Source organism: Nostoc sp., assembly GCF_036917975.1.
In the GTDB taxonomy this organism is placed as follows: domain Bacteria; phylum Cyanobacteriota; class Cyanobacteriia; order Cyanobacteriales; family Nostocaceae; genus Nostoc.
On record NZ_JBALEJ010000080.1, the window covers coordinates 1 to 16338 of the forward strand.

General features: G+C 42.3%; 12 protein-coding genes and 2 pseudogenes. 8 read left to right on the top strand and 6 right to left on the bottom strand.

What is annotated here, in order from left to right; translation table 11 throughout:
• Window positions 1-355, bottom strand: a pseudogene (locus V7K76_RS27370) (hypothetical protein); the annotation flags it as partial.
• A 57-nt stretch (window positions 356-412) separates the two neighbouring features.
• On the opposite strand from V7K76_RS27370, the pseudogene V7K76_RS27375 reads away from it, so the two are divergent.
• A pseudogene (locus tag V7K76_RS27375) lies at window positions 413-793 on the top strand (reverse transcriptase domain-containing protein); the annotation flags it as partial.
• Window positions 794-1020: 227 nt separating this feature from the next.
• Here V7K76_RS27375 and V7K76_RS27380 read toward each other — a convergent pair.
• Window positions 1021-2361, bottom strand: a complete 1341-nt coding sequence (locus V7K76_RS27380) for a DEAD/DEAH box helicase (RefSeq protein ID WP_334780367.1) — start codon at window positions 2359-2361, stop codon at window positions 1021-1023.
• Window positions 2362-2621: 260 nt separating this feature from the next.
• Between V7K76_RS27380 and infC the strand changes: the two genes are divergently transcribed.
• Complete coding sequence (infC, locus tag V7K76_RS27385) at window positions 2622-3089, top strand: translation initiation factor IF-3 (protein WP_334801455.1); 468 nt, start codon at window positions 2622-2624, stop codon at window positions 3087-3089.
• Window positions 3090-3223: 134 nt separating this feature from the next.
• Here infC and V7K76_RS27390 read toward each other — a convergent pair whose 3' ends face one another.
• Complete coding sequence (locus V7K76_RS27390) at window positions 3224-3841, bottom strand: TetR/AcrR family transcriptional regulator (protein ID WP_334780366.1); 618 nt, start codon at window positions 3839-3841, stop codon at window positions 3224-3226.
• Window positions 3842-4045: 204 nt separating this feature from the next.
• Between V7K76_RS27390 and V7K76_RS27395 the strand changes: the two genes are divergently transcribed.
• The 5 genes from V7K76_RS27395 (at window position 4046) to V7K76_RS27415 (ending at window position 9775) form a co-directional block, all read left to right on the top strand.
• Window positions 4046-5383 carry an HlyD family efflux transporter periplasmic adaptor subunit gene (locus V7K76_RS27395; protein ID WP_334780365.1) on the top strand — a complete coding sequence of 446 codons (1338 nt, stop codon included), beginning with the start codon at window positions 4046-4048 and terminating at the stop codon, window positions 5381-5383.
• A 200-nt stretch (window positions 5384-5583) separates the two neighbouring features.
• Window positions 5584-6867: an RNA-guided endonuclease IscB gene (iscB, locus tag V7K76_RS27400; protein ID WP_334780364.1), complete on the top strand. Its 1284-nt coding sequence runs from the start codon at window positions 5584-5586 to the stop codon at window positions 6865-6867.
• A 217-nt stretch (window positions 6868-7084) separates the two neighbouring features.
• Window positions 7085-8257, top strand: coding sequence for an ABC transporter permease DevC (devC, locus tag V7K76_RS27405; protein WP_442936241.1), 1173 nt, complete (start codon window positions 7085-7087; stop codon window positions 8255-8257).
• Window positions 8258-8510: 253 nt separating this feature from the next.
• Entirely contained in the window at window positions 8511-9209 is a 699-nt protein-coding gene (locus V7K76_RS27410; protein WP_334780362.1) for a DevA family ABC transporter ATP-binding protein, read from the top strand.
• Between the two features lie 356 nt (window positions 9210-9565).
• A complete protein-coding gene (locus V7K76_RS27415) occupies window positions 9566-9775 on the top strand; it encodes a TOBE domain-containing protein (RefSeq protein WP_334780361.1) in 210 nt (69 codons plus the stop codon).
• A 736-nt stretch (window positions 9776-10511) separates the two neighbouring features.
• On the opposite strand, the gene V7K76_RS27420 is transcribed toward V7K76_RS27415, so the two are convergent.
• On the bottom strand, window positions 10512-11189 hold the full coding sequence (locus V7K76_RS27420; RefSeq protein ID WP_334780360.1) for a hypothetical protein: 678 nt from the start codon (window positions 11187-11189) through the stop codon (window positions 10512-10514).
• Between the two features lie 158 nt (window positions 11190-11347).
• Window positions 11348-11953 (bottom strand): PEP-CTERM sorting domain-containing protein, encoded by a 606-nt coding sequence (locus V7K76_RS27425; protein WP_334780359.1) that lies wholly within the window; start codon window positions 11951-11953, stop codon window positions 11348-11350.
• A gap of 584 nt (window positions 11954-12537) precedes the next feature.
• Here V7K76_RS27425 and V7K76_RS27430 point away from each other — a divergent pair.
• Window positions 12538-13713, top strand: a complete 1176-nt coding sequence (locus V7K76_RS27430; protein ID WP_334780358.1) for a homospermidine biosynthesis protein — start codon at window positions 12538-12540, stop codon at window positions 13711-13713.
• A 46-nt stretch (window positions 13714-13759) separates the two neighbouring features.
• On the opposite strand, the gene V7K76_RS27435 is transcribed toward V7K76_RS27430, so the two are convergent.
• A complete protein-coding gene (locus V7K76_RS27435) occupies window positions 13760-16102 on the bottom strand; it encodes an adenylate/guanylate cyclase domain-containing protein (protein ID WP_334780357.1) in 2343 nt (780 codons plus the stop codon).
• Between the last annotated feature and the right edge of the window lie 236 nt (window positions 16103-16338).

Genomic DNA, 16338 nt, shown 5'->3' on the forward strand with positions numbered 1-16338 from the left:
AACCTTGGTTTTGTTCAAAGATGATTTTCATTACTTGAGATAAGAGGGTTGTTTTTCCCACACCTGTAGGACCAAACAAGAAAATTAATGATACATGGCTAGCGGTATATATTTCCTTTGCTTCCATATCTTGCATTCGTTGTAGTAAAATTAATTCTTGCTGTTCGGACTTATCTAAAAATTCAGCTAAACTTGACGCTGTAACTAAAAATTGCTTAGTCGTAGAACTTTTTAGCTGACGTAATTCAATAGAAGCTATCATAATTTCTCTTTCCGAATGCCCTGCGAAACTGCTATAGTGCTGAGATATACAAGTTATCCACTGGTTTTTCACATAAGCATAAGCAACTCCCATATTATATGGGTCATATCTTACAGATACTTGCGTTTTCTCGACTTCTGGATTTCGGAAACACAGTTACTAGAACAACAGTTGAAGTCAGGAATTATCGTTGCTGGACAATATCGTAACTTTGGCAAAGGAGTATTACAAGGTGGGGGACTTTCTGGTGCTTTAGCAAATTTATACCTGACTAATTCTGATAGAAAATGTCTCAGTCAAGGTATTAATTTGGTGCGGTACGGGGATGATTTTGTCATCGCCTGTAAGAGTTGGCAAGAAGCAAACCGTATCCTTGACAAAATTACTGCTTGGTTAGGAGAAGTTTATTTAACTCTACAACCAGAGAAGACACAGATTTTTACTCCCAAGGATGAGTTTACTTTTTTAGGTTATCGCTTTGCTGGCGGTGAAGTTTATGCACCACCGCCACCCAAACCTGTACGTAAGGGCACAGCATTGCTCATTAGTGTCAACTTAACGTGAAACCGCTTGTCCGCCGGGAATTGAAATTCCCGTCTCATAGCGAAAGTCATCTGAAGATGTCACAGAATACAGATCGTTAACCTGATACGGTTCAGTTAGAGCCAAAAACGAACCGTATTGAGGTTGTATGAAAAATTCAAAACCTCTCTCTTGTTAACAAGAGAAAGGTTTTCCACTTGAACAGCTAAAGAAAATTAGCGATCGCGTTTAGCAGAACGGCGCGATGTAGATGAACGAGCGCTAGGTTTATCGCCATTGATAGCAGGCGGTGCGGCTTTACGTTTAGCTGATGTCGGTGGCGACAGTTTAGCAGTACGAGCCGGACGCTTGTCATTTCCTGGCTTTGGTCTGTGTTGCCGTCCATTGGGGATTGCTTCTGGCTCAATGTCGAGGTTGGGGCCAAAGCCAGCGACTACTTCCCTGGGCAAGCGCTGCTCGATCAGTTTTTCGATATCTTTCAATAGAGGGTATTCATCGACGCAAACTAATGATACGGCTTCACCTGATGCGCCAGCGCGACCGGTGCGGCCAATGCGATGTACATAATCTTCGGGTACATTGGGTAGATCGAAGTTAACTACATGGGGCAGTTCGCTGATGTCAAGACCTCTAGCAGCAATGTCCGTTGCTACCAATACTTGCAAGCTGCCATTTTTGAACTTCGCCAAAGCGTTGGTACGCACAGGCTGGCTTTTATTGCCGTGGATTGCTAATGCTTGAATGCGGTCTTCGCCCAACTGCTTCACCAAACGGTCAGCGCCATATTTAGTGCGAGTGAAGACTAAAACTTGATACCAATTATCTCGCCGAATTAGATGAGCAAGTAATTGACGTTTCTTGTCACGGTCTACCTGATAAATCTTCTGGGCGATCGTTTCGGCGGTAACGTTGCGACGTGCTACCTCAATCATTTTTGGGTTATTGAGCAGTCCGGCGGCCAGTGCCTTAATTTTGTCTGAGAAAGTAGCGAAGAATAGCAAATTTTGTCGCTGTTTAGGCAGGAGTGAGAGGATGCGGCGGATATCATTAATAAAACCCATGTCCAGCATCCGATCGGCTTCATCCAGCACCAAAACCTCAATCTGCGATAGGTTCAGCGTACCCTGCTGTACGTGGTCTAGCAGTCGCCCTGGAGTAGCGACCAAAATATCCACTCGACCCCTCAAACGCTGTTTTTGCAGATTAATACTAACTCCGCCAAACATCACCATTGAGTTGAAATTTAAGTACTTGCCGTACTCGCGCACGCTTTCTTCCACTTGTGCCGCGAGTTCACGAGTCGGGGTGAGAATCAAGGCTCGGATTGGTGGGTATCCATTAGGCGTACCTTTGCTTTTGTTAGAAGACAACCGATGCAAGAGCGGCAGGGTAAAACTAGCGGTCTTGCCAGTGCCAGTTTGTGCCCCAGCTAACAAATCGCTACCCGACAATACAGCAGGAATCGCCTGCATCTGGATTGGGGTGGGTTCCGTGTACCCTCGTTCGGTAACGGCACGGATAATTTCATTGGACAAGCCGAGATCAGAAAAAGACATAAGACTCCAAAAATAACATCGGCCTGTCGCCAATGATGGCGTCAGTCTTAGGCGGACGGATAAAAATTATTGAAAAGCTGGATGGGCAGTAGCGCAAAGACTGAGAGCGAGTGCCGCAGTATTTCATTTTAACAGATTGCCGTCCATTGTGTTGTTAAAGTTGCTCTGATTCAGTGTTGTGTTAAATTGGCATTACCTGCTTATAAAGCAAAGTATTGAACAAATAGGAGAAATTCATTATCGCAATCCAAAAGCAACTGATTAATTCACAAATCAAGTCACCTAGCGTCTTCTTGATTGATCATGAAAATAACAATCGTGGTCTGATCGATACCAATGAGGCACTACAGCTAGCCGAAAGCTTAGAGCTTGACCTAGTTGTAGTTTCCCAAGGCAAAGATGCTCCGATCGCGAAGATTCTCAACTATGGGAAGCTTCAGTATCAAAAGAAAAAACGTCAGAGCCAGAGTGCTAGACCCACCGTCAAAGAAGTTCGGTTCGGGCTAAACGTGGGTATAGCTGATTACAATTTACGCATTCAGAAAGCAGTTGAGTGGTTGAGTAAAGGCGATTCTGTGAAATTTGCCATCCGTTTACGAGGTCGAGAACACCAATATCGCGATCAAGCGGGAGAACTGCTAGACCGAATTGCAAACGATCTCAGTCAAGTAGGTAAAATCCAGTCGTTGGATAAACGCGCACTAATTGTTCAAGTTATTCCTGCCTAGTTAGTCTGGCGATCGCTGGAAGATGTATTGTGGCAGCTTGTAAGGAACGAAAAAAGCCGGAGACAATATTGTTGTTACTCAAGGTAAATTTAACTTTCCGACCAAACAAGCGCCACGCGCCGGGATATAACCAATCAATCGGTGCATTTAGTGATTAGGTGTGTCAAGGCATCAATCAAGCGATCGCTTTCCATTGGTATAATATCTCTCCCATGCATGACATCTTGAGTCACATGATAATTAACTAATGTACCTAAAAAAATCCTCGCTGTTGCCTCTGGGTCAGTAATATTCAGTTCTGGGTGAACAACCAAATATTGAGCGATGGTTTCCAGCATTGGTTTAATCATCGCCCTTACGCAAATCTGAGTTAATTCCGGAAAACGACCCGATTCTCCAATTAACACTCGCATAAATGCACAGTGTTCGTGGTCGTGATTCATCTGTTCTAATAATTTGCTTCCTAATTGGCGCAGGACGATTTTTGGTTCTCCCTCCATCGGTTCCGTGTCAAAGAGAGAGTTAAACTTCTGATGTGCTAAGGACTCTATCAGTACTTTAAAAAGTCCTTCTTTATCTTGAAAGTGGCTGTAGACTGTCGCTTTAGAAACACCCGCAGCTACCGCTACCCGATCCATGCTTGTACCAGCATAGCCATTTTGCAGGAACTCCTGCATTGCTCCTTGCAAAATTTGCTCTACTTTATCAACGGAATTATCTCGAGCAACTTCGTCAGCTTTAACGCGTACCATTTATTAATTATCCTCTCTTATAAAGAATTTTAATAAGTTAATCGGCATTTACAGTATTTTTTAGCCACAACTTAGACGGAGAGTAGAGAGTAGGGGGGCAGAACCAATCCCCAGTCTTCCTCTTGACTAAACTACTCCGTTTAGTTTAGCATTAATTGAACTGAACAGTTTAGTGCAAGTTACTAATGGGGAAAGGTGAACACGATGGTGCAGAACTGGAAATTAGAGGATTTAAAGTCTCCCCAAAATCTTTTGCGATCGCCCACCACACTAGCAATAATTGCATCACTAGCAATAGGTGGAGCTAGTGTTTACACGGTGCTAAAGTTTCAGGCGACCGCTAATGAAAAGCCAGCCACGCCAATAGCTGTTCAGCCAGTGGTAAAAACAGTTACAGCATTGGGACGCTTGGAACCGAATGGAGAGGTTATAAAACTGTCTGCAACTTCTTCTACTGAGGGAAGTTTGCTTCAGAAGCTATTGGTAAAAGAAGGCGATCGCGTCAAGGTTGGGCAGGTAATTGCAGTTATGGACAGTCGCGATCGCTTGCAAGCAAGTTTGGTTGAAGCCCAAAAACAAGTTCAAGTTGCACAATCCAACCTTAACAAAGTAAAAGCGGGAGCGAAACAGGGAGAAATTGGAGCCAAAGAAGCTGCTGTCAGCCGTCTGCAAATTGAATTAGAAGGAAATATCAAAACTCAGCAAGCCACAATCGATCGCCTAGAAGCCGATTTGCAAGGACAACGGCAGAGTTTACAAGCAACAGTGGATCGCGTCGCCGCCGAAAAGCGGAACGCTCAAGTAGAAGTGCAACGCTACGAAGCTTTATATAAAGAAGGGGCAATTTCTAGTCAGCAAGCCGATCAAAAACGCTTGAGTGCAGAAACTTCTACTCAGCAGGTAATTGAAAACCAAGCTAACAAGACAAGAACTGTCGCGACTTTAGAACAGCAGATTAAAGAAGCCAAAGCGAACCGCAACCAAACCCTCGCTAGCTTGCAACAGCAGATTAACGAAGCTAAAGCCACCCTGAACCAAACGGCTGAAGTGCGTCCAACAGATATTGCCAACGCCCAAGCAGAGGTAGACAGCGCTCAAGCGACTGTGGCAAAAATTAGAGCGCAACTCGATCAGGCTTATGTCCGCGCCCCCGAAGCGGGACAAATTCTGAAGATTAATACACGAGCTGGAGAAACCGTTTCTAATGACGGGATTGTAGAATTAGGTCGAACCGATCAGATGTATGCAGTCGCAGAAGTTTACCAAAGTGATGTTAACAAAGTGCGATCGGGGCAACGGGTTAAGCTAATCAGCGATTCTCTTCCTGGAGAATTACAGGGAACTGTCGATTGGATGGGGATGCAGGTACAGCGACAAAATCTCGTCAACAGCGATCCTTCTAGCAATATTGACGGCAGAGTAGTAGAAGTTCATGTGCGACTAGATGAAACATCTAGCGCCAAAGCTGCCAAGTTTACCAATCTGCAAGTAAAGGCAGTGATTGAACTGTCAGAAACCCCACGCATAAATGCGGGGGCTTGAAAAAGCCCACATCTGACCAGTCTAAGTCTTAACTGACTACGTTTAAGGCAAGCGTTAAAGAACCTACCGGGGGATGCGTAGCTAGTCCCTCGCTCTAGAACCGAACTGTTAAACATCTGTACAAGGGTTAAGGAAGTGCAGTTTGGAAAGTACAGACCTTAAACATTGACGAAGCTAACATCACCCGCAAGGAGGGACTTATGTCCAAAGTTTTAGTAATTGACACCAACAAAAGACAGTTAGACCCAATCCATTCTGCACAAGCTAGACAGCTACTAAGGAATCAAAAAGCTGCTGTTTATAGACAATTCCCGTTCACTATTATTCTCAAGGATTCAAAGTCTGATTTAGTAGTTCAACCACTACGCTTAAAAATTGACCCTGGTGCAAAAGTTACAGGTTTTTCAATAGTTAACGATTCTTCGAGAGAGATTGTGTTTGCAGCCGAATTACAGCATCGAGGTTTTGCAATTCGAGACTCTCTAACATCTAGGAGACAACTAAGACGGGGGAGACGAGCAAGAAAAACTCGCTACAGAGCGCCACGCTTTTTAAATAGAACTCGCCCCCAAGGTTGGCTAGCTCCTAGCTTACAAAGCCGAGTTGAGAACATCAAAACTTGGGTTGAGAAATTTCAGAAACTCTCGCCAATTGGTGCTATCAGCCAAGAGTTAGTTCGCTTTGATATGCAGCTAATGTCCAATCCTGAAATTTCCGGCAAAGAGTATCAGCAGGGTACTTTACAAGGCTACGAAACGCGGGAATATCTACTTGAAAAATGGTGTAGGCAATGTGCTTACTGCGGAATCAAAGATGTCCCTTTTCAGGTTGAACACATCCACCCAAGAGCAAACGGTGGAAGTAATTCAGTCACAAATCTTTCCTTAAGTTGTGAAAAATGTAACACCAAAAAAGGAACTAAGGATATAAAAGAGTTCCTCAAAAAAGATCCAGCAAGATTGGAAAGAATTTTGAAACAAGCTAAAAGACCGTTAGCCGATGCAGCCGCTGTAAATACAACCCGTTGGGCATTGTTCAGAGTACTGAAGGAAACAGGACTCCCCATAGAAACTGGTTCAGGCGGTCTAACTAAGTTTAATCGCTCTGAGCAGAAGTTAGAAAAAACCCACTGGTTAGATGCTGCTTGTGTTGGTAAATCAACCCCCATCCTCAAAATTAAAGGTATTAAACCCTTGTTAATTAAAGCAACGGGGCACGGTTCTAGACAATCTTGCCGGACAGACAAATTTGGTTTTCCTAGCAGATATGTCCCCAAGTTCAAATTTGTAAAAGGTTTTCAGACTGGAGATATTGTCAAAGCGATTGTTGTCACGGGTAAAAAAGTAGGTGAACACGTTGGAAGGGTTGCGGTTAGAACTTCTGGAAGTTTTAACATTTCGACCAAGGATGGTTTAGTTCAAGGAATCAGTCACAAATATTGTTTTGCAATTCACAAAAAGGATGGTTATAGTTATGCATTTTGAAACAATTTTGACTGCGATTAAAATCGCCTGCCCCTTACCCCCATATCTGTTCGCGCAGCGTCCCGTAGGGAAGAAAGGGGTTTCCACGGGGCGAGGTGTTTGATGAAGGGCATTGGGCATGGGGCATTGCTTATTTCTCCCTCATCTTCCTCATCTTCCTCATCTCCCTCATCTCCCTCATCTCCCTCATCTCCGCACTCCCCACATCCTATGTATGATGAAATTAATCGAACCATTGCGGCAGCGAACCCCTTTAGGATGGCTGCAACTGAGTCACGAAAAAAGCCGTCTGTTGGTGGCATTGGGAGGTATTGCTTTCGCTGATGTTCTCATGTTCATGCAGCTAGGGTTTCAGACCGCCTTATTTGAAAGTAATACTAAGCTGCACAAAAGTATACAGGCTGATATTATTCTAGTTAGCCCTCAAGGCCGTAACGTGTTAAATGCGTCCACCTTTACACGGCGGCGGCTGTATCAGGCAATGGATGTACAAGGGGTGAAGTCAGCAGAACCAATGTATATCAGCATTGTTGATTGGAAGAATCCGAAAACACGCCAAAAGACATCTGTGCTAGTTATCGGGATCAATCCTGAAAAGCCAGCCTTTGACTTACCGGATGTGAACAGCCAGATAGATCAGGTGAAGCTACCAGATACTCTGCTGTTCGATCGCGCCTCTAGAGGAGATTATCAAGAAGCGATCGCTCAAGTTGCACAAGGCAAACCTGTTAACACTGAAATTGACCGCCGGACGATTACCATTAGCGGCTTATTTTCCATCGGCGCTTCCTTTGCGGCTGATGGCAACCTGATAACCAGCGACCAGAATTTCTTGCGGCTATTTCCGAAGCGAGAAGCAAGCAGTGTCAGTTTAGGGTTGGTTCAACTAGAACCAGGCTATGACGCAAAACAGATAAAAGCAGCTTTAGAATCCCATTTAGATAATGATGTTAAAGTTTTTACCAAAGCAGAATTTATCGAATTTGAAACAGATTATTGGAAAAAAAATACAGCCATCGGGTTTATCTTCAGCCTGGGTGTAGGAATGGGATTTATGGTGGGCGTGATTATCGTCTATCAAGTTCTTTCTACAGATGTAAATTCCCATATCAAAGAATACGCCACTTTCAAGGCAATGGGATATAACAATCTTTATTTATTAGGTGTGGTGTTTGAAGAGGCGATTATTTTGGCAATTTTGGGCTTTATCCCAGGAGCGATCGCACCTTTAGGACTTTATGCTTTAACTCGCAATGCCACCAATTTACCACTTTACATGACCGTAGCACGCGCCTTGACGGTATTAACGCTGACTATGATTATGTGCATAATTTCTGGTGCGATCGCTACTCGGAAATTACAATCTGCTGACCCCGCAGATATGTTTTAACAAATGGGGACTGGGGACTGGGTATTGGGTACTGGGTACTGGGCACTGGGTGTTGAATATTAACTTTTAATTCCTAGTCCCTAGTCCCTAGTACAAAACGGCGTAAATAAACCAGCCATTCAAAATCAATGAAACGCTTACGCTGTATTAATTTTGAATTTTGAATTTTGAATTTTGAATTCCGCCTTGCGGTACTAGTCCCCAGTCCCTAATTACCAATCCAAAATCTAAAATCTAAAATCTAAAATTTAGTATGTTTCCCGTCATCTCTGTTAAAAATCTTGACCACTATTTTGGTCATGGTCAACTTCGTAAGCAAGTTCTCTTTGATATCAATCTGGATATTAATGCTGGCGAAATTATTATTATGACTGGGCCTTCTGGTTCTGGTAAAACTACACTTCTCACCTTATCAGGCGGCTTGCGTTCTGCCCAATCCGGTAGTTTGCAGATATTGGGACAAGAACTTTGTGGTGCTAGTACAGCACAACTTACCCAAGTGCGACGCAATAATGGTTATATTTTCCAAGCGCACAACTTGCACGGTAGCTTGACAGTACTCCAGAACGTCAGAATGGGACTGGAAGTGCATAATAATATTTCGCCGGCAGAAATGAAAACCCGGTCAGCCCAAATGTTAGAGGAGGTAGGATTAGGGCATCGCCTGAATTACTATCCTGATGATTTATCTGGGGGACAAAAACAAAGAGTTGCGATCGCACGTGCTTTAGTTGGTCGTCCTAAAATTGTTTTAGCGGATGAACCTACCGCCGCCCTTGACAGTAAATCGGGACGAGATGTGGTCAACCTTATGCAAAAATTAGCTAAGGAGCAAGACTGTACCATTCTTTTGGTTACTCATGACAACCGCATTCTAGATATTGCCGATCGTATCGTCTACATGGAAGATGGCAAGCTAGTAAATGACCGTGCTGTTATTGCAGCATCTTAACTGGTCGCGGCGTTCGTCCCCCACCATAATTTTAAGGGTTTGACACTCAATCCCCAGTCCCCAGTCCCATTTACAACCCCTTCGGGGCGGGAGTAGGGAGTAGGGGAAGAAATTAGGCGTCGATTTAGGTTTAAAGCCGTACTTCGTCCCGCTACGCGCTAACGCCTGCAAGTGGCGCGAACGCGAACAGCGTCTCGTCAGAGAAAAAATCCTTGTATCGCATATTGCTTGAAACCCCGCTTTTCGGAAAAGCTTTCTTAGTTTCCCTACTCCCCACTCCCTACTCCCCACTCCCATTTACTGTAACTAACTGTTATTGTTAATGTGTTAAGAGAAACACAAGGAAGAATCATAAAATGCAAGTTAGCGCTCGCAATGCTCTCAAAGGTACAGTTAAAAGCATCCTAGTAGGATCTGTAAATACAGAAGTGACATTAGAAATTGCACCTGGAGTAGAAGTAACTTCAATTATTACCAAATCATCAGCAGAAAGTCTGAAACTCGCTGAAGGTAAAGAAGTATATGCCATAGTCAAATCATCAGACGTAATAATTGCCGTAGACTAAAGTAATTGTTGGGATTCTATTAAGAGGGGCAATTTGATTGCCCCTTGTAGAGCGATCGCTCATAGAGAATGTTTGAAAAGTTTTCGGCGAATATAATTCGCTACTACACAAATGAAGTCCACCTCCGTGGACTAATCAAAATCAAGGGTTTTTATTTAACCTGCGGAGGCAGGTAAAGTCTCGTGTAGCCGCGACTTATAGTCGCTAGGGCTAGTAACAAATTAGAATTTTCAAACAACCTCATAGAATTGCGATCGCTATATTTATACATAGCTCCCTTAATATTGGCTAGAAAAAATACCAACTTTACAAGTAATAAATCACAAAAATACTTTATAGAAATTACCAAAATAGTTAGATAAGTAGATAAACAAAATTAATTACACAATATCATTGCGAATGCAGCGAAGCGAAGCAATCGCAAGGGCTGGGATTGCTTCGCTTCGCTCGCAATGACTGTAATTAATTTTGCGTGGTTACTTAAATTGTGGCGATCGCTTTAATAAGCGGATGGCCACAACTTATCTACTCACTTTGAGCTATTCTGTAGCAAACTCTCCGTTATAGGCCAATACGGTTCAGTTAAGGATAATCGTAGGTTGGGTGGAACGAAGTGAAACCCAACAAACCCGCGAAAATGTTGGGTTTCGTTCCTCCACCCAACCTACGCATCTGAGGGGTTTTTGGCGCTAACTGAACTGTATTGCGTTATGGGCATCTTGAATCAGACGAGTTTTCAGAAATATTTTGGTTTTAAAGGAGAAGCAGGAGCAGATAATATGACGATATTTCTCACATTACTAATGTAACGACCTCCAGCCTTGTCACCTGGAACTACTAAACGAGCAAATCCTTCATCTATTAAAGGCACAACTCTACCATCACTACCTTTTTTTTCAAATGCAACTAGCACTGTTTTCCCTTCAAAGTTAGGTTGAATTTCACCAATAGCTACGACTGCACCATAACAATCTGTGGCTTCAACTAGAACATATTGCCTCAGAAAAGAGTTTTTAGGATTCACCCCAGAATTCCCAGGTTTTAGACCACCTCCAGCTTTTGAATTATTAATCAATTCCCATAGGGGGATTCCATAGTATGTTTCTGTTTGTGGCCCCGCTCCGGTTTGAAAGCTCACAGTAATTTCAGTAACTAATGCTGGATTTTGGTTTTTTAACAAATTTCGCAAATTTCTCAGGTTTTGCAAGTTATAGGTGGCTGGATTATTGAGTTCTCCACCCAAGTGAAAACTTGGCGAATAACCTCCAAGACACTTATTTTTATTCCAGACAGAAGGTGTTTTCTCTCCTTGATCCCAGCGAAGATCGCTGCTTGATTCAGCTAAAGTAGGCTGCCATAAAACCAGCATCGATAATATTAAAGATGCAATGGGTATCTTGCCGTTAAAACGCATAAAATATTTCTCCGTTTACGATTGAATATTGAAAAAATTAGATAATAGAATAACTGTGGATACCTGCTTAACGGCAAGCCTTAACACAGGTGTCTGGGTGAAATTGAAATACTGTGCAATAGTGATTGGGTTTCGTCTATATAATCTATTTAAAAATACTATATTTTTAAAACTACTTTTCGCTTATACAATAGTAAAGTTATACCACCTGTGACTAACATGGCAGATATTAAATCTGATTCAGGAATTGGTGTAATTTGACCCGAACCACTTATTGTGTTGCTAAACCCACCAAAATCATTCACTCGACGACCAGTAGTAACTAAAAAGTATTTCTGCCCTGTAAGGAGTTCTTGGTTGAAAGTAACAGCACTACCATTAGTAGTAGTATTTGCGATAAGAACATTGCTTAATTGTTCAGTCGGATTAAAACTTTCCTGATATAAAGCTAAGAAAATATCCCATTTTCTATTTTCAGGTGGCGTAGGTTCAGGTTCACCACTTATAGCATATAAACCTGATTGATCTACCGTAAAATCGAATACAGTGTAAGGTACACTCATTCCCAAATTCCCATCTTTTTCACCACTGATCAAAGTGGGAGGATTCCCTGGTGCTACACGCCGCCAAATCGGTTCATTTGTTGTATCTCCCTGATAAGTAAAGATAGCAGCTTTGGAGGGTTGAGCGGTAGAAACAGTAGTTAATGCTAATCCCAGAATAACCATTAATGGTTTTTGAAAAAACTTTGTTTCTAGTAACATAAAACATTATTCATGGCGTATTTTTTATACAAGTTTGTATTTTTGATTGAAGCTATCATACCAACTTGGTTGGAAAAAATCAATTCAACTACGTAATTAAACGCTGACTTTATCAAAACTTTAAGTAAAAAGTTTTTTGTTTTGATGAGATTACGCATATCACAAAACTTCATGAGTAACTACGGCTGTGGTGCTTTTGCGATACTAAGGTGAGTGTATCCCTGCGAGGAAGCTATGCGGAGCGTCTTGTAAAGCCTGGGGCATAGCTATGCTTAGTACAGCTTTGCATAAGTTCGTAACTTTTTTAAACGCAGAGGTAAACGCATAGGCGCAACTCTTGGAGACGCTACGCGTAGCTTGCTTCCCCGTAGGGGTACGCCTTCCCGCAGGGTAGGTACGCAGAGTTTTGCCAAAGTTAATTCGCTATGAATTAATGAAATGTTGTACTTAGGGCGCAGCCTCTCGTAGAGACAAGAAACGATCGCAGTAATTTTTCAAGCTAGCGCTCAAAAAGTATTGCTGTCACTTTGGCTGAAAGCTAGATAACATTGATTCGGGCGTGTTTACTGTTCGGGAGTGCCAAAATGTCTAAAAAGCTGGGTCAAAAAATCGCACCCACACCTATATCGAATGATATCAATGTGGTGGATTTGATCGATCAATACTTCACCGCTTACAACTCAGCGCGGTTGCGGGAAATCTGCCAGCTACTGAGTCGCGATGTGCTAACGGAAGGTGTTACGGTAGGAGTTAGCCTTTCCGGTGCGATGACGCCAGCAGGATTTGGGGTTTCAGCACTTGCACCCTTAATTCGCAACGGCTTTATTGACTGGATGATTAGTACTGGTGCAAATCTTTACCACGATATGCACTACGGATTAGGTTTTGAACTTTTTGCTGGTAATCCGTTTTTGGATGATGTGAAATTGCGCCAAGAAGGCACTATTCGCATTTACGACATTATCTTTGGTTACGATGTGCTGCTAGAAACTGATGCGTTTATCCGCAAAATTCTCCAAGGCGAAGCGTTTCAAAAGCGGATGGGAACGGCTGAGTTTCACCATTTATTAGGTAAATATGTTCGGGAAGTAGAAAAGCAATTGGGTGTGCAGCATTCCTGTTTGTTAGCTACAGCTTATGAATATGGCGTACCGATTTATACGTCTTCTCCAGGAGATAGCTCAATTGGGATGAACGTAGCAGCTTTAGCATTGGAAGGTTCGCAGTTGGTGATAGATCCATCAATTGACGTGAATGAGACAGCAGCGATCGCATATAATGCCCGTGAATCAGGGGGTAAAAGTGCAGCTGTAATTCTCGGTGGCGGTAGTCCTAAGAATTTTTTACTACAAACACAACCACAACTTCACGAGGTCTTAGGACTAGAAGAACGAGGACACGATTACTTTGTGCAGTTTACCGATGCGCGTCCAGATACAGGCGGTTTATCTGGGGCAACCCCATCGGAAGCTGTCAGTTGGGGTAAGATTGACCCAGATGAGTTACCTAACACAATCGTTTGTTATACCGATAGCACGATCGCTTTACCACTGGTGACAGCGTATGTGTTGAACAAATGCCAGCCTCGTCCCCTGAAGCGTATTTACGACAGGCGAGAAGCTATTTTAGATAAACTGCAAAAAGACTATCTAGCAGCCAAAACCCAACCATCAGATCGGATTCCCACAGCCGTTGCTGAAAATGCCTCACAGCAAACAGCGACTTATCCTTGTGGTCGATTGATTCCGAATAGTCATTAGGGAAGAGGCAGGGGGCAGGGGGAAAATAACCAATGCCCAATGCCCTTTATCCCTTCCGTCCAATCAATAAATAAGTTGTCATCTTCCCTTTGCCTTTAAGTTCGATTTCGCCCCGCTTTTCAAATAAAAATTCATTACACAAGCACTTATAAATATCTTCTGTAACCTGGATTTTACCAGCAATACCTTGGGATTCCATACAGCTAGCGATGTTTACTGTGTCTCTCCAGAGATCGCAAGTAAACTTGTTTAGATCGATTTCTTCTGCCACTATGGAACCGCTATGGATGCCGATACGGATGCTGAAATTTTGGTTATTCTCAGTATTGAAGAGAGCGATCGCAGTTTGCATATCCAGTGCCATAATAGCGATCGCTTTAGCACAATCTTGGCGGTGTGTGTGCAAGCCGCCAACTATCATATAAGCATCGTTAATAGTCTTGATTCTCTCTAAACCATGTTTTTCGGTGAGGCGATCGAAAGCTGAGAAAATTGGGTTGAGTAAGTTCACTAGTTGAATTGCACTCATAGAAGCAGCAATTTCGCTAAAGCCGATGATATCTGCAAATAAAACTGTGACATCAATAAAGTCTTCAGCAATACTGGCTGCTTCTTCTTGAATTTCTTTAGAAATTGCTGCTGGCAAAAGATTCAACAATAAACGTTCAGTTTCTTCTTGCTGTTGGCGCAGCGCTGCTTCTGCTGCTAGTCGCTGGGTGACATTACGAAAAATGCCGCGAATCGCAACCGGATGACCTTCGATAAATTTACAGTTAATGTTACCTTCTAGAAAAATTGTTTGACCATTTTTAGTAACGAATGTAGCTGTTACTTGCCCAAGCTTTTCTCCCGATAGCACACGATAAAATCTTTGCAAACAGTGTTGTTTAAACTCTGGATGTATAATATCAAAAATATTCATGTTCGCAATTTCGGCTTCGCTGTATCCCAAAGTTTCTCGCCAAGCACGATTAACATACAAAAAACGCCCATAAGCATTGACAGCTTGAATCAAGTCATTAGCATTTTCAAATAAATCTCGATATCGTTCTTCACTTTCTCTAAGAGCATTTTCTACTTGTTTGCGTTTGATAAACTGGGCGATTTGGCTACCAATAGAACCCATCATTTGCAAGAGGTCTTTATCTTTTGGTTGTACCTCCTGACTGAAGAAAACCATCACTCCTAAGATTTGACTATCATCTAAGATCGGGAAGCCAAAAGCTGCGTGTAATCCGGCCTCAGTCGCAGCTTGCGATCGCCTTTTATCTCCATCTTCTGTGATATCTTTAATCCATAAAGGCAAACGTCTAATCCAAATTCGACCAGGTAAGCCAGCGCCAGGCGTATAGGTAGTTTGCCACGTGATTGCTTTAAATTCTCGGACAGAAATCAATCGACTTGACCAAATTTCCACACACCTTAGTACTGCATTAAGACTATCTCCTGGTACTGAAGTGCCAATATATTGACTTGGTGTCCAAAGCTCGGCTAAATCCCACCCTAAGTTTTGACAAATCGACTGCAAAATTTGCGGAATTACCTGCTTGATACTTTGAGATTCTGATAATATCCGAGTGATAGCATATTGGGCACTTGTACGCTGTTCTCGGTGCTGCCAAGCAGTAATATCTCGACCAATGTAGACAATATCTTCTAGTTCTTCTGTTTGTTTCGCAATCACTGAACAAGAAAAAGCAATCAACAGCTTTTCTCTAGTTTTTGTTCGACAAACTACCTCTAGATTCTGTAAATTTCGCTTTAAATAAGAATGCTGATAAATAGCTTTTAGTAATATCTGATTATTGTCAATAATCAGTGATATTGGTTGATTAATTAATTCTTCTTCACTAAAACCAAATAGTTTTTGGGCAGCATGATTAATTCTTTTTATTTTTCCTGTGTTACTGGTTACTAACAAAGCATCTGCCATTGAAGTGATTACTTGCTCCATGTAGTTCTCACATGAGATTAAAGCACTTGATAGCAGATTCGTTTCATTAGCTTGCTGTGCTAGCTTTTGCTTTAAAACAAGCCTGTCGGTAACATCTTCAATCAGGATAATTAATTTATTTTCTTGCTGTTCGCCGATAATATATATATCTATATATACATAAAGATGATGCTCTGAATATCGTTCAATTGCTGGTAGTTCAAACAGTTCTTTCTCCCCTTGTAGAAGAGATTTCAGGATATTTTCAAGTCCTCTCAACTCAGGAAAACTTAGCCGGATATCTTTTCCCCGAATCACGTCCTCAGGATGTTCTGCAAACCGTTGCACTTGCTCGGATGTATCGATGATGCAGAAATTCTCATCCAGTTCCAAGCGTTCAAATTTAAGGGGAAAAGAAGGTTTGTTAAAAATCCGGTCTAATACTTGGTCTTTCATTATGGTATGGAAACAGACTTTAGACTTATCTTTAAAAGAAAGATTTAGAAGAAAGAGGAGATTTTAAGAAATAGGAAGTGAGGTACACCCGCAGGGTATTGCCCCTACACCTTGCTTAAGTAAGTGGGCATAAATAAGCTCGCGTAATATTTTGAATGTATTTCTTTTGGATGATTGACAATTGAATAGAATAATGAATTTTTGAAGGCTTGCACTCAATAGTGGTCCTCATCTTT